The sequence below is a fragment of the Bacteroidota bacterium genome (assembly GCA_016195025.1).
In the GTDB taxonomy this organism is placed as follows: Bacteria; Bacteroidota; Bacteroidia; order Palsa-948; family Palsa-948; genus Palsa-948.
Window position 1 is genome coordinate 17587 of record JACQAL010000002.1, and the last position, 19393, is coordinate 36979.

General features: G+C 40.2%; 15 protein-coding genes. 6 read left to right on the forward strand and 9 right to left on the reverse strand.

The window, feature by feature from the left end; genetic code table 11:
* The first annotated feature begins 15 nt into the window (after nt 1-15).
* From pbpC to HY063_00140, 3 genes are read left to right on the forward strand one after another with little or no spacing between them, the layout of a single operon-like run.
* Nucleotides 16-2400: a penicillin-binding protein 1C gene (gene pbpC / locus HY063_00130; GenBank protein MBI3500179.1), complete on the forward strand. Its 2385-nt coding sequence runs from the start codon at nt 16-18 to the stop codon at nt 2398-2400.
* Between the two features lie 11 nt (nt 2401-2411).
* A complete protein-coding gene (locus HY063_00135; protein MBI3500180.1) occupies nt 2412-2798 on the forward strand; it encodes a hypothetical protein in 387 nt (128 codons plus the stop codon).
* Nucleotides 2791-3777: a N(4)-(beta-N-acetylglucosaminyl)-L-asparaginase gene (locus HY063_00140; GenBank protein MBI3500181.1), complete on the forward strand. Its 987-nt coding sequence runs from the start codon at nt 2791-2793 to the stop codon at nt 3775-3777. Before HY063_00135 ends, HY063_00140 begins: the two co-directional genes overlap by 8 nt.
* Here the strand turns inward: HY063_00140 and HY063_00145 are convergent.
* The 3 genes from HY063_00145 to HY063_00155 all read right to left on the reverse strand — a co-directional run bounded on the left by HY063_00145 (nt 3767) and on the right by HY063_00155 (nt 9710).
* Nucleotides 3767-5038 (reverse strand): dihydroorotase, encoded by a 1272-nt coding sequence (locus HY063_00145; protein MBI3500182.1) that lies wholly within the window; start codon nt 5036-5038, stop codon nt 3767-3769. The two genes, HY063_00140 and HY063_00145, sit on opposite strands and share 11 nt — an antisense overlap.
* Before the next feature lie 21 nt (nt 5039-5059).
* On the reverse strand, nt 5060-7111 hold the full coding sequence (locus HY063_00150; protein ID MBI3500183.1) for a BatA domain-containing protein: 2052 nt from the start codon (nt 7109-7111) through the stop codon (nt 5060-5062).
* A gap of 67 nt (nt 7112-7178) precedes the next feature.
* Nucleotides 7179-9710 (reverse strand): M1 family metallopeptidase, encoded by a 2532-nt coding sequence (locus HY063_00155; protein MBI3500184.1) that lies wholly within the window; start codon nt 9708-9710, stop codon nt 7179-7181.
* 195 nt (nt 9711-9905) lie between these two features.
* Between HY063_00155 and msrA the strand changes: the two genes are divergently transcribed.
* Nucleotides 9906-10580, forward strand: a complete 675-nt coding sequence (gene msrA, locus HY063_00160; GenBank protein ID MBI3500185.1) for a peptide-methionine (S)-S-oxide reductase MsrA — start codon at nt 9906-9908, stop codon at nt 10578-10580.
* Nucleotides 10581-10630: 50 nt separating this feature from the next.
* Here the strand turns inward: msrA and HY063_00165 are convergent, their stop codons facing one another.
* From HY063_00165 to efp, 5 genes are all read right to left on the reverse strand, one after another.
* Nucleotides 10631-11731 (reverse strand): T9SS type A sorting domain-containing protein, encoded by a 1101-nt coding sequence (locus tag HY063_00165; GenBank protein MBI3500186.1) that lies wholly within the window; start codon nt 11729-11731, stop codon nt 10631-10633.
* Between the two features lie 90 nt (nt 11732-11821).
* Nucleotides 11822-12982 carry a diaminopimelate decarboxylase gene (lysA, locus tag HY063_00170; GenBank protein MBI3500187.1) on the reverse strand — a complete coding sequence of 387 codons (1161 nt, stop codon included), beginning with the start codon at nt 12980-12982 and terminating at the stop codon, nt 11822-11824.
* A gap of 75 nt (nt 12983-13057) precedes the next feature.
* Nucleotides 13058-14374 (reverse strand): aspartate kinase, encoded by a 1317-nt coding sequence (locus tag HY063_00175; GenBank protein MBI3500188.1) that lies wholly within the window; start codon nt 14372-14374, stop codon nt 13058-13060.
* Nucleotides 14375-14547: 173 nt separating this feature from the next.
* Entirely contained in the window at nt 14548-15801 is a 1254-nt protein-coding gene (locus HY063_00180) for an HlyC/CorC family transporter (protein ID MBI3500189.1), read from the reverse strand.
* A 48-nt stretch (nt 15802-15849) separates the two neighbouring features.
* The gene (gene efp, locus HY063_00185; GenBank protein ID MBI3500190.1) at nt 15850-16410 is read right to left on the reverse strand and encodes an elongation factor P; all 561 of its coding nucleotides are present in this window, start codon (nt 16408-16410) and stop codon (nt 15850-15852) included.
* A 21-nt stretch (nt 16411-16431) separates the two neighbouring features.
* Here efp and HY063_00190 point away from each other — a divergent pair, with 21 nt between their 5' ends.
* On the forward strand, nt 16432-17226 hold the full coding sequence (locus tag HY063_00190; protein MBI3500191.1) for a TerB family tellurite resistance protein: 795 nt from the start codon (nt 16432-16434) through the stop codon (nt 17224-17226).
* 48 nt (nt 17227-17274) lie between these two features.
* On the forward strand, nt 17275-18456 hold the full coding sequence (locus tag HY063_00195; GenBank protein ID MBI3500192.1) for a hypothetical protein: 1182 nt from the start codon (nt 17275-17277) through the stop codon (nt 18454-18456).
* Between the two features lie 3 nt (nt 18457-18459).
* Here the strand turns inward: HY063_00195 and HY063_00200 are convergent, their stop codons facing one another.
* Nucleotides 18460-19317, reverse strand: a complete 858-nt coding sequence (locus HY063_00200; protein MBI3500193.1) for a T9SS type A sorting domain-containing protein — start codon at nt 19315-19317, stop codon at nt 18460-18462.
* Nucleotides 19318-19393 lie beyond the last annotated feature (76 nt).

A 19393-nucleotide genomic window follows, 5' to 3' on the forward strand; every position in this document is an offset into this window, starting at 1 on the left:
CTTTTTATTTAGAAAGTGAAAAATATTTTTCTATCAGGCAAGAAAAAAAAGATTTTGTTTGGAATCAGTTTTGTTTTTTTCATTTGGTTTATTTTCTGCCTTCCCCGCCATCTTTTCAAAGATCCAACCTGCACTGTTCTTGAAGACAGGAACGGAGTTTTAATTGCTGCGCGCATTGCAGAGGATGAGCAGTGGAGATTTCCGTACAATGAAAAAGTTCCGGAGAAATTTCGGAAAGCAATCACGGAGTTCGAGGATAAATATTTTGAATATCATCCCGGAATAAATCCTGTTTCCATTCTTCGCGCGCTGTGGCAGGATGTTACTCACGGAAAAATTATCAGCGGAGGAAGTACGCTCAGCATGCAAGCCATCCGCATTTCAAGAAAAGGAAAAGGCAGAAACATTTTTGAAAAATTTATTGAAATGATTCTCGCCACGCGCGCGGAAATTTCCTATTCCAAAAAGACAATTCTCGCTTTGTATTCTTCCAACGCTCCGTTTGGCGGAAATGTGGTTGGATTGGATGCTGCTTCGTGGAGATATTTCGGAAGAAGTCCTGAAAAACTTTCATGGGCGGAAACGGCTACACTTGCAGTTCTTCCGAATGCGCCTTCATTAATTTATCCCGGCAAAAATCACAACAAACTTTTAGCAAAAAGAAATCGTTTACTTGACGCGCTCTGGAAAGATGGTGAAATAGATTCGCTCACTTGCATTCTTTCCAAATCCGAGCCGCTTCCCGAAAAACCTTTTCCGCTTCCGCAGCTTTCTCCTCACTTGCTCGACCGCGCTTTCAAAGAAGGAATGAGCGGACAAAAAGTTTTGACTGTGCTTGATGGAACTTTACAGGAACGCGTTGCCGATATAATTGAAAAACATTCTCTCAAACTCCGCGGCAACCAAATCTGGAATGCAGCAGCAATTGTGGCTGATGTGGAAACTGGAAATGTGCTGGCTTACGTTGGAAATACTTCTCCCTCTCCTGTGGGAGAGGGACGAGGTGAGAGCAAAGATGAACACGGAAACTCTGTTGATGTTATAATGTCGCAAAGAAGCACCGGCAGCATTCTCAAACCTTTTCTTTATTCCGCAATGCTCAGCGAAGGAGAAATTCTTCCGAACACATTGGTGCCTGATATTCCCACGCAGATTGGAGATTTCTCTCCGCAGAATTATTATCTCACGTACGATGGCGCAGTTCCTGCAAGAAGAGCGCTTGCGCGTTCGCTCAATGTTCCCGCAGTGAAAATGCTTCAGCAGTTTGGCGTGGACCGGTTTCATTACTTTCTGAAAAAACTTGGAATCACCACGCTGAATTTTTCTGCCGACCATTACGGGCTTTCATTAATCCTTGGTGGCGCAGAAGCAAAACTCTGGGACTTAGTCGGAATTTACGCAAGCATGGCGCGCACGCTGAATCATTCCAATCGCGAAGAAAATTTTTCCGAAGATTTATTTCCATTGAATTATTTTTCTTCCACATCATCCATCATCCATAAACCCTCAACCATTCCACTTGATCCCGCTTCCGTTTATTTAACCTTCGAAGCCATGTCGGAAGTGAACCGCCCGGATATGGATGCGAGTTGGCAACTCTTTTCTTCTTCTTCAAAGATTGCGTGGAAGACAGGAACAAGTTTTGGCTATCGCGATGGCTGGGCAATAGGGATCACTCCGAAATATGTGGTAGGAGTTTGGGTCGGCAACGCGAACGGAGAAGGACGACCGAACCTTACAGGAATCGGAACTGCCGCGCCAATTCTTTTTGAAGTTTTTGGTTTGCTGAAATCGAATGAATGGTTCAGGATGCCGAAAGATGAGATGAAAGAAATTTTTGTCTGCAAGGAAAGCGGCTACCGCGCAACGGAACTTTGCGAAAATAAAATAAAAACTTTTGTGCAATCAGCAGGATTGAAAACTCCTCCGTGCCCGTTTCATCGCTTAGTTCATTTAGATGCTTCGGGAAAATTTCGTGTGAACAGCGAGTGCGAAGATGTTTCAAAGATGATTCACAAATCCTGGTTTGTGCTTCCGCCTTCGATGGAATATTATTACAAAACAAAAAATCCGACTTACAGCGAACTTCCTCCTTTCCGAAGTGATTGTAAAAGTTCTTCCGCAAGTTCAATGGAATTAATTTATCCGAAGCAGGACACAAAAATTTTTGTTCCGGTTGAACTGGATGAATCTTCCGGCAAAACAGTTTTCAAAGTTGCTCATCGTAAACCGGAGACAACTATTTACTGGCATTTGGATGATAATTATATCGGCAGTACAAAGGGAATTCACCAACTCGGATTTTCTCCCGAGCCGGGAAGACATAAACTTACTCTTGTGGATGAATTTGGCGAAACAATTTCGCAGCAGTTTGAAATTATCGGTAAGAAAACTAAGTAGTACATTTACAAATGCGAAAATTAATTTTCATTTTTGGATTTTTCTCTTTTCTCTTTTCCTGTAACGCCCAGAAAACTCTTCCGCAGAAATTAAACGGAGCTTATTGCGACAAAGTTCCGGGACTCATTGCATTTTGTCTGACCTTTGATGGAGATACTTTTCATTCAGCGCTTGCTTCAATGATGTTCGGTTACACCGGAAAAGGAACGTATGCGATAAAAAATGATTCGCTCATTCTTTATTATTGCAAAGCCGACAGCGGCTATTATGTGGATGGTACAACTCCTGCAGGCACAATTACAAAATATAAAATCAAAAAGGCGACTGAGGCGGAACTTATCATTAAAGGAACAGACGAAAAAGATTTCTCAACTTTAAAAAAAGAAAAACATGAATAGAAAAGAGTTTCTTCTAAAATCTTCTCTTGCAATGGGAGCTATAGGATTGGTAACCCCGTCCCTAAAGGGAGAAGAAAAAAAATTATCGGCTGTTTCACCCTTTAGGGCTGGGGCTTCATTTCCTCTTGTGATTGCCACCTGGAATAATCTTGGCGCAACCGAAGCCGCATGGAAATCAATTCAGCAAAACGGAACTGCACTTGATGGAGTGGAAGCAGGTGTGCGCGTTCCCGAAGCTGACCCGGAAAATGATTCTGTCGGTTTGGGTGGTTTGCCCGACCGTGACGGACATGTTACGCTCGATGCCTGCATCATGGATAAAAATGGAAACGCGGGCTCGGTAACTTTTTTGGAAAATATTGTTCACCCAATTTCCGTAGCGAGAAAAGTAATGGAGAAAACTCCGCACGTAATGCTGAGCGGTGAAGGAGCGTTTAAGTTTGCAATTGATAACGGATTTAAAAAAGAAAATCTTCTCACGGAAAAATCGAAGAAGGCATGGGAAGAATGGAAAAAAACTTCCAAGTACGAACCGATTGTGAATTATGAAAATCACGATACGATTGGAATGCTCGCGCTCGATAAAGAAAATAATATTTCAGGCGCGTGCACAACGAGCGGGCTTTCTTATAAAATGCACGGCAGAGTAGGAGATTCACCTATTATTGGCGCGGGCATGTTTTGTGATAATGAAGTGGGCGGGGCTTGTGCAACTGGCGTGGGAGAATTTGTAATGAAGACGCTTGGCTCTTTTTTGGTTGTAGAACTTATGCGCCAGGGAAAAACTCCGCAGCAGGCATGCGAAGAAGCGATTAATCGAATCGTAAAAAAATACGATTATAAAAAATTTCAGGTTGGATATCTTGCAGTGAATAAAAACGGAGAGACGGGTTCTTATTCAATTCAAAAAGGATTTACGTATTCCCTCTTTCTGAATAATGAAAATAAAATTTTTGATTCGGATTATTTTATGCATTGATAGACACGCTTCCATTATTCACCACCCCAACAATTTTTCCTTTCAGTTTTTTCCCTATGAACGGAGTGTTTTTGGATTTTGAACGAATATTTTTTTCTTCCAACTTCCATTCTTTGTTCGGAAGGAATAAAGTGAGATTTGCTTTTTCTCCCGCTTTTATTTTCGAAACAGGCAATCCGAAAATTTCTCTCGGGCGGACAGAAAATTTTTTCACGAGTTCATTTAACTTGAGATTGCTGTATGTATTTGCAATTGCAAAAGCGGTTTGCACTCCAATCATTCCGAAAGCAGCATAATCAAACTCCACATTTTTATTTTCCACATCTTCGGGCGAGTGGTCGGAAGTGATTGCATCAATGGTCCCGTCAGTCAAACCTTTTTTCAGCGAGGCAATATCTTCTTTCGTTCTGAGCGGAGGATTCACTTTATAGTTTGTGTCAAAATCTTTCAGTAATAAATCATCGAGCGCGAGGTTATATGCATTCACCGATGCGGTTACTTTTAATTTTTTCTTTTTCGCTTCACGAATCAATTGTACCGAACCTGCTGTGGAAATGGAAGAGAAATGAATTCTTCCGCTCGTATATTCGCAGAGAAAAAGATTTCGCGCCACCATCACTTCTTCGGCAAGCGCGGGAATTCCTTTCAGCCCGAGCGAAGTAGAAATTTTTCCTTCGTTCATTTGTCCGTTGAGAGAAATAGTTTTTTCATCGCAGTGCGTGAGTAAAAGTCCGTTGAAATTTTTTGCGTAGAGAAGCGCGCGCAGCAAAAGTCCGGAATCACTTACAGGTTTTTTATCATCTGAAAAAGCAACCGCACCCGCGCTATGCATATCAAACATTTCGGATAGTTCTTTTCCATCGGTGTTTTGCGTGATTGCTCCAACAGGAAAAACATCTATAATATTTCCTGCTATTTTTCTTTTCACATATTCTATTTGCGATTTATTATCTATGGGCGGATGAGTGCCGGGCATCACTGCAACTCCCGTAAATCCGCCAGCACTTGCCGAAGCACAGCCGCTCAGTAAATCTTCCTTGTATTCATGTCCCGGGTCGCGGAAGTTCACCTGCATATCAAAAAATCCCGGAGAGATATGCAAGCCATCTGCTTCTATAATTTGTGTATTGGAACTTGAAACCTGTAACTTGTAACCTGAAACCTCTTTGATGATTCCGTTCTCAATAAAAATGCTGATTGTCTTGTTGTGATGAGGAGAGTTGGGGTCAACTACTTTCGCGGACTTTATGAGCAACTGCATTTCAAGTGGCAAAGATAAAATTTATTTCCATAATCGGAGAAGAGCGGTTTCCATAGCAAGAAACAGCAAAACAAAAAGAATGCACCACTTCCATAATTTTTTTCCTTGACCAATATCTGCAAGAACTTTGGTGATGTCTTTATTGCCCGCATCAATGAGTGAAAAGTTTTTCAGGTTTGATTTTTCATAGAGAGAAATAAGTTCTTCGGGCATATACCGGCTCAGGTCAGATTCTTTTCTGTCATAGTTGAAAGAGATACCGGAAATTTTTTCTGCTCTGGCATAGAGTTCATAATTGCCTGCGTTTTTTATTTGGTCGTGTACAAAAATTGTGGGCTGCAAATCAACCATTCTGCTTTCAGGAATTACTTCAAAACCTGTGGTGAGCGGAGCCGAACCATCTCCTTTAATCTTGAAAACATTTTCCCCTGTTAATTTCGTTTTAACATCAATCGAATTATCTTTTCCGATTGTGTAAAATAAATCTGATGATGGCTGGCTGTTCATCGCAATCTTATACATCAGCGGAACAAATATGGCATGCTTGGAAAGATTGCTCCATTCAGAATTAAGCGGGACTGCGCTCAGATAAATTTTTCCTTTCTTGAAATTATATTTGGAAAAAAAAGGATTTCCATTTTTCATTTTCATCAGCACTTCTTCATTGGTTTTGCTTGAGTGTGATTGGATATAATGATTATGCACGACAGGCAAATCCAAATTCTCTCCTTTCTTTTCGAACACATCTGCAAAAATTTCGCTTTCGAAATTTGCCCAGTCAACTTTTGTGCCTGCTGTATCTTTTTTCAAATAAAAATTTGTCCCGAGAGAAGATAGAAATGCTTTGTAAGAACTTGTATCGGTTTCCGCGGAAGGAAACACAATTAAACTTCCCCCATTCTGCGCGAAGCGCGTTAACTCCTGCGCAAGCCCGGAAGAAATTGATTTGAGTTCGCTGAGAATAATTACTTGTTGTGAAGGCAGTGAAGAGTAATCAATTTTATTTTCATCCTGAACAGTTAAAATAAATAATGAATCCTTTCCGAATAAAGTTTCAATTGGTTTAGAAGATTCCTTTCCAATATTCATTACGAAAATATTTTTTGCCACATCAAACGAGAAATAAAACTTGTCATCATACGTAACCGGATAATCGGTGATTTCAATTCTTCCCTGCTGTATGCCCGGCTCTTTGATGACAAAAGAAAGTGGAATGTCTTTGCTTTCATTGGGCGCAATAGAAAAAGAGGAAGGAGTTTTCTGCTGGTTATTCAAAAAAAGTTTTACGGGAATATTTTCCAGATTATTTTCTGAAAGATTTTTTACCCGAATAAATAATTTTTCCGGTTGATTCAATTGATGAACGGGCGATTCAAACCAGCACGAATCAATATATAAATTACTTTGCTGGTTGGCGGGAACGGGCAGAAGAATGGCTTTGATGCCCGTATCTGCTTTCACTTTCTCAAAATCTGAAATTGATTTCTGGAAGTCAGAAACAATAAATAACTTTTTGTTTTTCGTTTCTGATTTACTGAGCACATCGTTTTGCCTTGCACTTATTTCAGAAATCGTTCTCACCGCAGGAGAAATTTTCACTTCATCGAGTAGGATGAGAAATTCTTCGCGACTTACTAAGCGTTGGTGTTTTCCTTCGAAATCATTGGTGAGCAATTGAAATAAATCTGTTTGAGAATGAGCGAGCGCAATTTCACGCGCCATTTTTTTCGCTTCATCGAGCAGCATTCCGTTCTTGCTCACGTTTTCCATGCTGAAAGAATTATCTACATAAATGCTCACTGCCTGCGTTCCAACGATTGCATTTTTTTTATCGGAAGGAATAAATGGCTGCGCAAAAGCAAAAACTAAAAATGAAATTGCAAGAATCCGCGAGAGTAAAATCAAAAGATGTTTGATTCGATTTCTGTTCTGAGTTTGCTGTTTTACTTCTTTGAGAAAACGTATGTCAGGGAAATAAACTTTTTTGAATCTGCGGAAATTTAAAAGATGAATAATTATCGGAATAGAAATTGCGGACAACGCAAAAAGAAAATATGGATAAACAAAACTCATCAAAAGCGAATTTATACTAACATACGAATAAGAATTTATTTTTCAAATGCAAAAATCCGGAAAGAAATTATTTCACAACCGCTTTGATAATTTTATTTTGCCACGGTTTCCAATCTTTCGATTCAACATAGTTAATGATGATTCGCTTGTAAGCAGATTGTAAATAAAAAAATGTGAGCACATCGCTTGCCGGTCCGCTCAAGCGGGAATTCGCGCTGAGCATTGCGTCAGTAATATATTCGATGGCAACATCATCGAGGTAATTTAATTTTTTCAGCGAGGTCATTGCGTTTGCGCGCGTGCGAAATTCATAGGAGGAACTGCAGAAACTCACGAGTTGGTCAACATATTTCGGATTGGTGAGCGAAGCAATCTCCAGCCATTTTATTTTTACGTTGCGACCGGGAAATCCTTCCACATCTTTTGTCTGCTCCAGATAAAAACCAATCTTATCAGGATTTGCAAACGCGAGATAATCGAGCACCTGCGTGATAATATCATAGGAAGGGTCTTTCAAAAGTTTTTCCACTTCGGGCAGCATATCTTCTTCGCGGAGTTCGCGGATGTTATCAATCACCGCTTTTCGCACATGCACATCGGCATCACTCAGCGCATTTTTAATCAGCGTCATTGATTGCTTGTGGTTGTCGTGCGAAAGTTGTTTTATGATTTCAGATTTCAGCGAATAAAAATCAGCTTTGTTATAAGCGGCAATCAGAAAATCGCGCTTGCGCTCTATGTCAATATCGTTCATTGCAACAAGCGCATCGTAGCGGTCAAGTACGCTGGCAGATTTCATTGCCTGCGCTTTCAGCATGTCAAAAGATTTATTGAAAGAAACATTTTTCAAAACTTCGTTATCGGGGTCGAACAAAGCAAAATCAATTTTCTTTCCTGCGGGAATTGGGAGGCGGATAATTTCTGTTTGCTGTTCAATCCGGATTTGTTTTTTGTCGAGTGTTCCATCGGTGTAATGAACTTCAAACCAGATTGGCATTTTCCAAAGTCCAGATGGGGTTGCAGAATTATTTTCTTTTTCCTGAACAAACGGGTCGGATGAAACAGCATTTGATTTATTTCCTCCCGCTTGCGGAAGACCAGAGATTTCTGTTTGCTCCTGCACCTGCTGAACTAAAAATTCAGAATAGTGCAAAGCATTTTTATCTCCTGAATTTTCTGTGATGTCACGAAACACGACTTGAAAATTCGGTTCGCCTCCGCGGTAAATCCATTCATCCCAAAACCAATCGAGTTGCATGCCCGTGACTTCTTCACAGGCAACAAGTAAATCTTCCGAATCAACATTTGAATAAGAATGAGTTTCGAGATAATGCTTGATACATTTATTATAAACTTCTCTTCCGCCTAAAATATATTTCAGCATGTTCAGCACAAATGCGCCTTTCGGATAATGGCGAACGCTTCCGGCTTCGCTGTGCGCGATTGGAAAATAATTTTTCTTCGATTCCTCGAGAGAATTTATTTGCGCGCCTCTGCGCGTCCAGTTAAAATTATTTTCTCCGAAAGTTTCTTTTTCAAAAAGCCAGTCATAATAAGTTGCAAAACTTTCCTGCAGCCAGTGATGTGCATCGCTTCTCGCTGTAATAAAATCTCCGAACCACTGATGCGCAAGTTCATGCGCGTTCACTCCGTAATAAGGGCGGTCAAGAAAAGCACGTTCATCGCAAAAAAGAAAATCTCCGAACACGGTTGCAGTTGTATTTTCCATAGCGCCATACATGAATTCCTGCACGGGAATCTGCGAATAACTTTCCCATGGATAATTCATGCCAATTTCTTTTTCGTAGAAGTCAACCATTTTTTCGCTCATCGTGTAACAGGTCTCTACACGATTTTTCCATTCAGGATAATAATATAAATGCATTGGAATTCCCGAAGCGGATTTTGTTTCTTTAATATCATATTTTCCGATTCCAATCATAATAAGATATGGCGCGAACGGATGACTCATGCGGTAATGCCACGTAAAAGTTCCGTTCGGATTATTTTTTTTGTCGAGCATTTTTCCATTTGATAAAACTTTATACGCAGTATCAAACGTGATAAAAGTTTCCGTAGTGATTTTATCGTTCATCTCATCGTACATCGGAATCCAGTTACGGTTGTCAACGCCTTGCCCCTGCGACCAGATTTGTTTTCTCGCAATTCCGGTTTTGTCATTCCACCCGATGAAATAAAGCCCTTTGCGCGGAGTGCATTCATACGTAATCGTCATCGAATCTTTTTTCTCCCAAGAAAGAGAAGGGCAGTAAATAATAATATTTAAACTATCACTTCGGAATTTTGCGGGCTTGCCGTTTAGAATAATTTCTTTTATATCCATATTGATTCCATCAAGAACAATTGAATCAACTTTTTGGCGGAGAGGAATAAATGTATGTGTAACTTTTCCTTTTACCAAATTTTTTTGCGGTTCGAAAGAAACTTCCAGTTTCAAATGCTGAAAATCTACGTTGTGTTCACGCGGAGCGAGGAGCGGGTCAATTATATAGGAACGGGTTTTGACTTGCGCATTGGAATTAAAAATTAAAAATGAAAAATTAAAAATGAAAAGACATGCATGCAGGAGTTTTTTCATATAGGAAATTTGATTCGCTAAAATACAAAAATGCAGGATGCAGAAAGATTGATTGGGATTCAGACGGGTAGAGAATTTTCTAACGGTTGCTCTGCGCTCTGTGCGTCTCTACGGGAAATCTTTAACATTTTTTAACGAAACCATTTCCCTCTTATCGTTGTTATACTCTTTGAAAAACATTCTAACTTTACTCCAATGAAATCAAAAATTTTTAATGCATTGATGACTGTTCTTTCTTTCTCATCATGCGCGCAAAATCAAAATAAAGAAGTACCAAAAATGGAAACACAAAAAGCAGATACGGTTGTTAAACCTGAAACTTCAAAAACGAAACTTGAAACTGCCACATTCGGTGCCGGATGTTTCTGGTGCGTGGAAGCACAATTTCAGATGCTCGATGGCGTGGTGAAAGTCGAGTCGGGATTTTCCGGAGGAAGCGTGAAGAATCCTTCCTATAAAGACGTTTGCACCGGAAGCACCGGTCACGCAGAAGTTTGCAATATCACTTACGACCCTTCAAAAATTTCTTACGAGGAAATGCTTTTTGCATTCTGGCAAACGCACGACCCGACTCAACTCAACAGGCAGGGAAATGATGTAGGCACGCAATACCGCTCCGTAATTTTTTACCACAACGAAAAACAAAAACGACTTGCGGAAGAGTACAAGAAAAAACTGAACGATGAAAAAGTTTTTGACAAGCCGGTGGTAACAGAAATTTCTCCGTTCACTGCTTTTTACAAAGCAGAAGATTATCACCAGAATTATTTTAACCAGAATGGAGAAGAACCCTATTGCCAGTTTGTGGTTCGACCGAAGGTGGAAAAATTTCAGAAAGTGTTTAAGAATAAATTGAAGAATCAGCAGTAAATAAAAAAGGGCTGCAATTGTTGCAACCCCTTTTCTTAAGGATTTTTTTTCTATTCATCCTGTACCGATAATTTGCCTCTCTTAATAATTTGCGTTCCATTTCTTACTTCGTAAATATACATTCCAACCGGCAGTTGGTTTTTCTGAATGGTAAATTTATTTGTTGCGATACTTTCTGTTTTTCTAATCAAGTTTCCTACTAAATCAAAAACATTAAATGAAAATCCCGCAGAAGATTTTTTAATATTATCAGAGATAAAAACTTCTGCAGAAGAAATCATCGGATTCGGATAAACAGAAACATTATTATTATTATAAAGCTCATTCACTCCGTTGAAGCTTGTTCCATAAATTTTAAAAGGTAATCCTTGCGGTGCATCATCTCCGGGTCCTGCCTGCGCAGTGTCAATAATTGAATTCCAAGTGCTGGTGTTAAATTGCATTGCATCGCCCGTAATGGTTGTTACACTATAAGAAACAGGCGGAGCCCACGGACCCGATGAAAGAGAACCGCCTGTTTGCCAATCCACCCAATATTGCCCGGAGGTGAGTTGAAGAGACGGAGTTAATGTTTCAACAACATTTTTCATAATAGGGCGGCTGGTAGCGGTAAGTGTTGCAGAAGTTACACGGTAAATGCCCGACCAATAAGAAACGGTAAGAACATTTGAAGTGGTGTCGCCCCAAATAATTGCTGAAGGGTTTGCATTCGTCAAAGGATTGGCGTTGCGCACTGCTAAACGCACATCGGTCATCGTTGAAGTGTTCCCTGAGTTGGTTTGATAGGCATAAAAAATAAGCGAGTCAATGGTCCATGTTTGACCTGCAGGAACAGTAAAATCATCTGCTACTCTGTAGCCGGATGAAACTGCATGACCGAAACCATAGGTGATAAGACCATCGTGGGTGGCAGATGCATCTGCACCGCCAGCACCTTGTCCGGGAAAATTTGCCAGCGGACCGTTGTCATAAAGCAGCGAAGCGTTGTAAGGTTCCGGGTTTGTTTTTGCTACCGGAAGAATAGCATTTTCCGCAGGAGAGATGGCGTTAACATCCGTTTCACAATCAGCCGCAAAATTTTTTTCGTTCTGTGCGAAAGCGAAACCTGCACCCGCAGTAATTAAACTGAGTAGAGTAAAAATTTTTTTCATGAAAAATAATTTAGTTGATGTTGAAGAATTATTAGAGGCGATGAAGATATACAAAAAAATTCAAAATGTTTTTTTTCTAAGAAGAAATTCTCAACTGTTATAAACAACTTTGATTTTCTCTCTCAAATTATATTGCGAAGCCATCACTTCTCCGTATGCGCCTGTTGTTCGGATGGCAATTAAATCTCCCCGCTTAGTTTGAGGAAGGATTACGGCTTTGCCAAAACAATCCGAACTTTCGCAGATGGGACCGACAACATCATAGCGGATGGTTGATGGTTGATGGTTGATGCTTGATGGAGAAGAAATATTTTCAATCTTGTGAAAGGATTGATAAAGTGCCGGGCGAATCAATTCCGTCATTCCTGCATCGAGGATTACAAAATTTGTATTCACACCTTTTTTTACATAGAGCACTTTTGAAATCAAACTTCCGCATTGCGCGACAATTGCTCTGCCGATTTCAAAATGCAAAGTTTGTTTCGGGCGTAGTTCAAGGAATTGTTTGAACAATCCAAAGTAAGAAGTAAAATCAGGAATGGAATTTTTATCCGGCTGGTGATAATCAACGCCAAGTCCGCCACCAACATTTATATGTTCCAAAGAAATTTTATGGCTTACAAACCAACTCTGAATTTCATTCGCGCGGAGGCAAAGCGATTTGAATGCATTCAAATCTGTAATCTGCGAGCCAATATGAAAATGTATTCCGCAAATTTTTATGTTCTTCAATTGCTGCGTGCGTTTCACCACTTCTTCCAGTTCCCAGAGATTTATTCCGAATTTATTTTCTTCCAAACCTGTTGTAATGTACTTGTGCGTGTTCGCATTCACATTCGGATTAATGCGGAAAGCAATCGGAGCAATCTTATTTTTTTTCTTTGCTAATTCATTTATCACTTCAATCTCCTGTAAACTTTCGCAATTGAAACATGAAATATTTTTTTCAAGCGCAACATTTATTTCTTCATCGTTTTTTCCAACTCCGGCAAAAAATAGTTGCGCAAACTTATATTCGCTTGCTTTTTTTACTTCATTACCGCTCACACAATCTGCTCCTAAACCGGATTTCTGAATCATAGAAAGTATTTCATCATTTGCATTTGCCTTCAGCGCATAGTGAACGTGATAGCCGTATTTCTCCGATTCTTTTTTCAATGCCTCAATCGTTCGAGTCAGCAAATCCAAATCATAATAATAGAATGGAGTGGAGATTGAAGAGAACTTTTGTATTGTATTTTTTGAAAACATCTATTTCAAATTAAATGACTGAATGGTTAGATGATTGGATGGTTATTTAACCATATAGCCATTCAACCATATAACCTATAAATTAAACAGCCCTTTGTTAAGGGCAATTAAAGCGTCCTTTTTATATTTCGTTCCCACCAGCATCGAAATATTATTTTCACTTCCGCCATAGGAAATCATTCTCAGCGGAATGTTTTTCAGCGCGTCAAATATTTTTACAGCCACACCTTGTTTTTCCGCAGTGAAACTTCCCACCACGCAAATGATGGTTTGGTCTTTATCAATTTCAACAGAACAAAATTCTTTCAGCTCTTTCACAATCGCGTCTAAATTTTTTAGGTTATCAATCGTAACAGATACTGCCACTTCCGAAGTGGTAATCATATCAATCGGAGTTTTGTAGCGCTCAAAAATTTCAAACACGCTGCGCAAAAATCCATACGCCAAAAGCATTCGAGCAGATTTTATATTCACGGCAATGATTTCATCTTTCGCAGCAACAGCCGTAATTCTTTCTGTCGGTTTCATTTCTTTAATCACTGTTCCTTTTGCCTGCGGCTGCATTGTGTTCAGCAACCGAACCGGAACTTTTCTTTTCTGCGCGGGAAGAACACAAGTCGGGTGAAGAATCTTTGCTCCGAAATATGCCAGCTCTGCTGCTTCATCAAACGAAAGTTCAGTAACCGGAAAAGTTTTTTCTACGATGCGCGGGTCATTATTGTGCATTCCGTCAATGTCTGTCCAGATTTGAATTTCTTCGGAGTTAAGAGCTGCGCCAATCAACGTTGCAGTGTAATCGCTTCCTCCGCGTTTCAGATTATCTATTTCACCGAATGAATTTCTGCAGATGTATCCTTGCGTGATGAAAAGTTTTTTCCCGGAATACTTTTTCAATTCTGCTTTCAGATTCTCCTCTATATATTTCAAATCGGGTTCATCATTTTCGTCAATGCGCATGAAGTTCAGCGCGGGAAGCAAAACAGAATCAATTCCGATTTCTTCCAGATAAAAATGTTCCATTGCGGTGGAAAGCAGTTCACCTTGCGCGAGAATCGCTTTCTCTTCATTCGCAGTGAACATATCGAGCGTAAATGAGCGGATAAACTCAAAATGATTTTTTACTAACTCCTTTCCTTTATTCAGAGAAGATTCTTTCGAGTAAAGTTCTTTCAGAACTCCTTCGTATTTTTTTTCAAGCGCGTCAATCAGTTGCTTTGCTTTGGCATTTTCTTTTGCGTACAAAGCGTTTGCAATTTCGACCAGAGCATTTGTGGTTCCGCTCATAGCGGAAAGCACAACAATCTTCGGCTCATCACTTTTAATAAGTGCGACAAGATTTTTCATCCGCTCAGCTGAGCCAACAGAAGTTCCTCCGAATTTTAAAATCTTCATAGCCGAATTCAAATAAGATTGCGAATATACAAACTCAACTCACATCGGTCCCATAGGAGTTTGAATGGCTTTCTTGCCGTTGCATTTTCGGTAAGTGTGGCAGGATGAAAAAAGAAAAGAGATAAAAATGAAAACGAATGCAACTGTTGCTAAGTGAATAAGAATTTTTTTCATCAGTCGAGAATTTTCACCTGCACCTGTTCAATAGTTGTGCCGGAGGTGCTGAGAATTTTGAAAACATAAGGAGAGATAACCACAATTTCATTTTGGTTGGGAATGCTTTGTCTGAGATGAAGAATTAATCCAGCCAGCGTGGTGTACTCATCCGACTGCGGGAGCGAAAGTTTATAGCGCTCGTTCAGATAATCAATTTCCAATCTCCCTGAAAAAACAAATTCATTGGAGGAAATTTTTTTCTCCGTCATTTCTTCTTTGTCGTGCTCGTCTTCAATCTCGCCAAAAATTTCTTCGATGATGTCTTCCATCGTGAGCATTCCTGCCGTTCCGCCAAATTCATCCACTACCAGCGCCACGCTTTTATGCTGCTGAATGAAAAGCGTGAGCACTTCGTTTGCGGGCATAGATTCGGGAAGGATGATGACAGGTAGAAGAATGGATAAAATGTTTTCAGGTTTTTTGAAAATTTCAGACGAGTGCGTGTAGCCGATGATGTTGTCCACGCTGTCGCGGTAAATTAAAATTTTTGAGAGACGCGTTTCGATGAACATTTTTTTTAGTTCTTCTACTGAATCGTCAATGTTGATAGCGGAAATTTCATTCCGCGGAATCATGCAGTCGCGGGCTTTCACTTTTGAAAATCCAAGTGCGCGTTTGAAAATTTTCACTTCATTCTCCAGTTCGTTGCGTTGCTTTGGAGAAGTGCTTTCACGGATGAAATGGTCGAGGTCAATTCTTCCGAACACAACTTTTTTTTCGGGGAATGAAGTGCCAAGTACGAAACGTAAAATAAATCGTGCAAGATTATTTGTAAGAAAAACTATCGGGTATAAAATCAGATAGACAAGCAGAAGAGGAATTGCGAACACGGAAAGAATTCTGTTCGGGTTTATCCGGAAAAGATTTTTCGGAATGAATTCTGCGGTGACAAGAATGAAAATGGTTGAGAGAACAGTTGTAAGAAGCAGAATCAAGATTTCCGAGGAAATATATTTTTTCAAATGCGGCTCTAAGATTTCTGCCATAAAAATACTGAACACAACCAGCGAAATGCAATTTCCCACCAGCATAGTGCTGATGTAATGCGAAGAATTTTTTATGAAGTAAGAAAGAATCTGCGCGGGGAAAATATTCCGTTTTTTCAGCAGTTCAATTCTTAATTTGTTGGAGGTGAGAAAAGCAATCTCCAGCCCCGAAAAAAATGCGGAGAGGATGAGCATTACAAGAACAATAATCCAGGGGGTAGTCATCAGCGAATGCGAATCTTTTACGAATGTACGAATAAGAAAACGAAACCTCTACTTCACGCGCTCCACATATTCGCTCGTGCGGGTGTCAATGCGGATTTTATCGCCTTGGTTTACGAAAAGAGGAACGTTCACTGTTGCGCCTGTTTCAACCGTTGCAGGTTTCATTGCGTTGGTTGCTGTGTTGCCCCTGACACCGGGTTCGGTGCGAATGATTTCTACTTCAACAAATGTTGGCGGTTCAGCATAAATGGGAGTTTCGCTTTCAATTCCTATTTTCACTTCCATTCCTTCCTTCAGAAATTTTGTGCCTTCGCCAAAAAGAGTTTTCGGAACATAAATTTGTTCGTAGGTAGCGGGGTCCATACAAACTAAGTTTGCGCCATCTTCATAAAGGTATTGCATCATTTTATATTCGAGGCGGGCAACTTCCACTTCTTCGCCTGAGCGGAAACGCTGGTCGAGCATTTTTCCTGTGCGAAGGTTGCGCATTCTCACCTGCACGAACGCGCGCTTGTTTCCCGGTGTGCGGTGCTGAAGTTCTGTAATCTGGCAGAGGTCGCCATTGTAGCGTATCACTGAGCCGTTGCCGATATCTTGTGTGGTTGACATAGTTTTTTTGTTTTCGTTTAAATGGACGCAAAGATAATTTATTTCATAAGAGCGAGAAAAGGAGTTTTGTACATTCGTTCTGCTATGAAAATTGCAAAGTGGATAGGCGTAATACTCGGTTGGATTTTGATTCACAACTTCTGGGGAATATTTTTGGGATTTATTATCGGGTCGCTCATTGACGAAGGACAAGTAAGAGTTTACAGCGGAAGTTCCGGCTCTTCGCCTTTCGGAAACATAAATGATTTCACCACTTCGCTGCTTTATCTTTCGGCTGCGGTGATGAATGCGGATGGAAGCGCGATGAAGTCGGAACTGGATTTTGTGAGAAGATTTTTCACGCAGCAGTTTGGAGAAGCGAAAGCAAATGCGGATATGCTTTTGCTCCGCGAAATTCTTCAGAAGGAAATTCCTGTGCAGGAAGTTTGCAGCCGGATAAAAAATTTTATGCCCTTTGCTTCCCGCTTGCAGTTGATTCATTATTTATTTGGCTTATCGAATGCGGACGGACATCTTCATCCTGCAGAAATTTCTGTCATAGAGCAAATCGCTTACTATCTCGGAATTAATTCTGCCGACATGAATTCGATAAAGGCAATGTACTGGCGTGATGCGGAGAGCGACTATAAAATTCTGGAGATAGAAAAGAATTCTACGGAGGCAGAAATTAAAAAAGCGTACCGCAAAATGGCAAACAAGTTTCATCCTGATAAGGTAGCAAGCGAAGGAGAAGAAGTTCAGCGCGCGGCAACGGAAAAGTTTAAGAAGGTGCAGGAAGCGTATGAGAATATAAAAAAGCAAAGAGGTATAAACTGATAAGTCAAAAATCAAAAGTTAAAAGAGAAATACGATTACATTTGCGTTATGCCGGTAGAAATAAAAGAAGTTAAAACGAAGAGTGACGCAAAGCAGTTTGTAAATCTTCCGTTTGAAATTTACAAAGGCAATGCCTTTTGGGTGCCGCCTTTGAAGGAAGGAGAAATGAAATCGCTTTTTCCCGAGACAAATCCCGCCTTTGATTTCTGCAAAGCAAAATTCTGGCTTGCGTTTAAGAATAAGAAATGCGTTGGAAGAATTGGCGCCATCATTAACGAAGCGTACAATAAAAAAACCGGAGAGAAGTTCGCGCGCTTTTCACGGCTGGAATTCTTTGATGACGAACCCCCCCCCCACTCCCCGAAGGGGGGAACACGGGAGAGTGGATTTCCTGATTTCCCCCTTCGGGGGACAGAGGGGGCTTTGCTTTCCACTGCCGAAAACTGGGCGAAAGAGAATAATTGCATAGGAATTCACGGGCCGCTTGGCTTTGCCAACCTCGATACTCAGGGTTTGCTGGTGGAAGGTTTTGAGCATTTGCAGGCGGTGGGTTCGGTTTATCATCACGATTATTATCACAAGCACTTGGAAAAACTGGGCTATGAAAAAGAAATTGACTGGGTGGAGTTTCGTTTAACGCTGGGGCAGCAGGCGGTGGAAAAAGCAAACCGCGGTGCCGCGCTCATTCAGAAAAGATACGGCATTGAAGTTCTTCATTTCAAAAAGATGGACGAACTTCTTCCGCATTCCGACACTATTTTTAAAATACTGAACGATGCTTTCAGCGAACTTCCGTATGTAACGGAGTTTTCTGAAAGGATGATGGAGTTCTACAAAGAAAAATATATCAAACTTCTCAATCCCGAATTTGTGAAGATGGTAAAACTAAAAGGCGAGTTGGTTGGTTTTGTAATCGGGCTTCCTTCTTTATCCCATGCGCTGCAAAAAGCAAAGGGAAAACTTTTTCCTTTGGGGTTTCTTCACCTTTTAAAAGCGCGCAAGGGCGGAGAAGTGGTGGAGCAGTTGCTTACCGGAGTGAAAAAAGAAGTGATGTCAACCGGTGCGGGAGTTATTCTGATGGCTGAACTGCAAAAAGAAATGCTGAAGAAGGGAATGAAATATATTGAGACCACAGGCATTTTTGAAACCAACCAGAATGCAATTTCCAACTGGAAAAACTACGAGCATATTCAGCATAAAAGAAAGCGGATTTACCGCAAGATGTTTTAGAAATTACTTCACCACCACCATCTTCTTTGTTCCCACACTCCCCTTGCTGGTTTGCAGTTGGTAATAATAAACCCCCGCAGGAAGTTGCGTGTTATCAAGCAGCAAATCAGTAAATGTATCATCCACTTTATAGCGTTTAACCTCTGCGCCTTGCGTGTTGTATAAAATTATCTCTCCCTCTTTTTCTCCTTTGGGTAATTCATATTGTAAAGTTACCGCGCCATTGCTTGGGTTTGGGTATAAATTGCCTAAGCCCTGCGCCTGCATTAGCGCGGCATTGCCCTCCTGTATGCCGGTGCTTAGGGTGCCGGGTAAACTATATACAATTGCATCTCCTTTAGTTGTGCTTTGGTCGCTTAAAATCATTTTTGTTCCTTGCGAAGTATTGTATATAGGATATTGTTGTAACTGAATATTAAGTGTTATTAAAGGAGCCATACTATCTGCTGAAAAAATAATAGTCCCATCTTCTTTATATATTTGTGTGTGTACTCCACCGGCACAATCACCATAAATATACATAAATTCGATTTGCGCATCAGTATTAAATAATTGCTCAGAGAAATAAAGTATAGTTGCATATGGTCCATTACATCCAGGGAAGCCTGAAAGAGAAATTGTTTTAACTAAAGAATGGTTTATATCATAGATGCTTATCATTTTTCCTGTTCTATTAATCTTAACATATCTTTCTCCAGATAATTCAAATTTTATTAACATTAGTTGAGATGAGGGAGCAGTATTAGTAGATGTATTGAATACGCCATAAGTAGAGGCACTATCATATTTGTGCTCCATAGTAATTTGTGCTTTTGTTTTGATAGCAAATGCAAACAATACAAGAAGTAATATTTTTTTCATAGCATTCTACTTTTAGCAAAAGTAAAGATTTTATAGTAAAAGCCCATCTTTTTTCTTAATACGGGCTTTTACTATA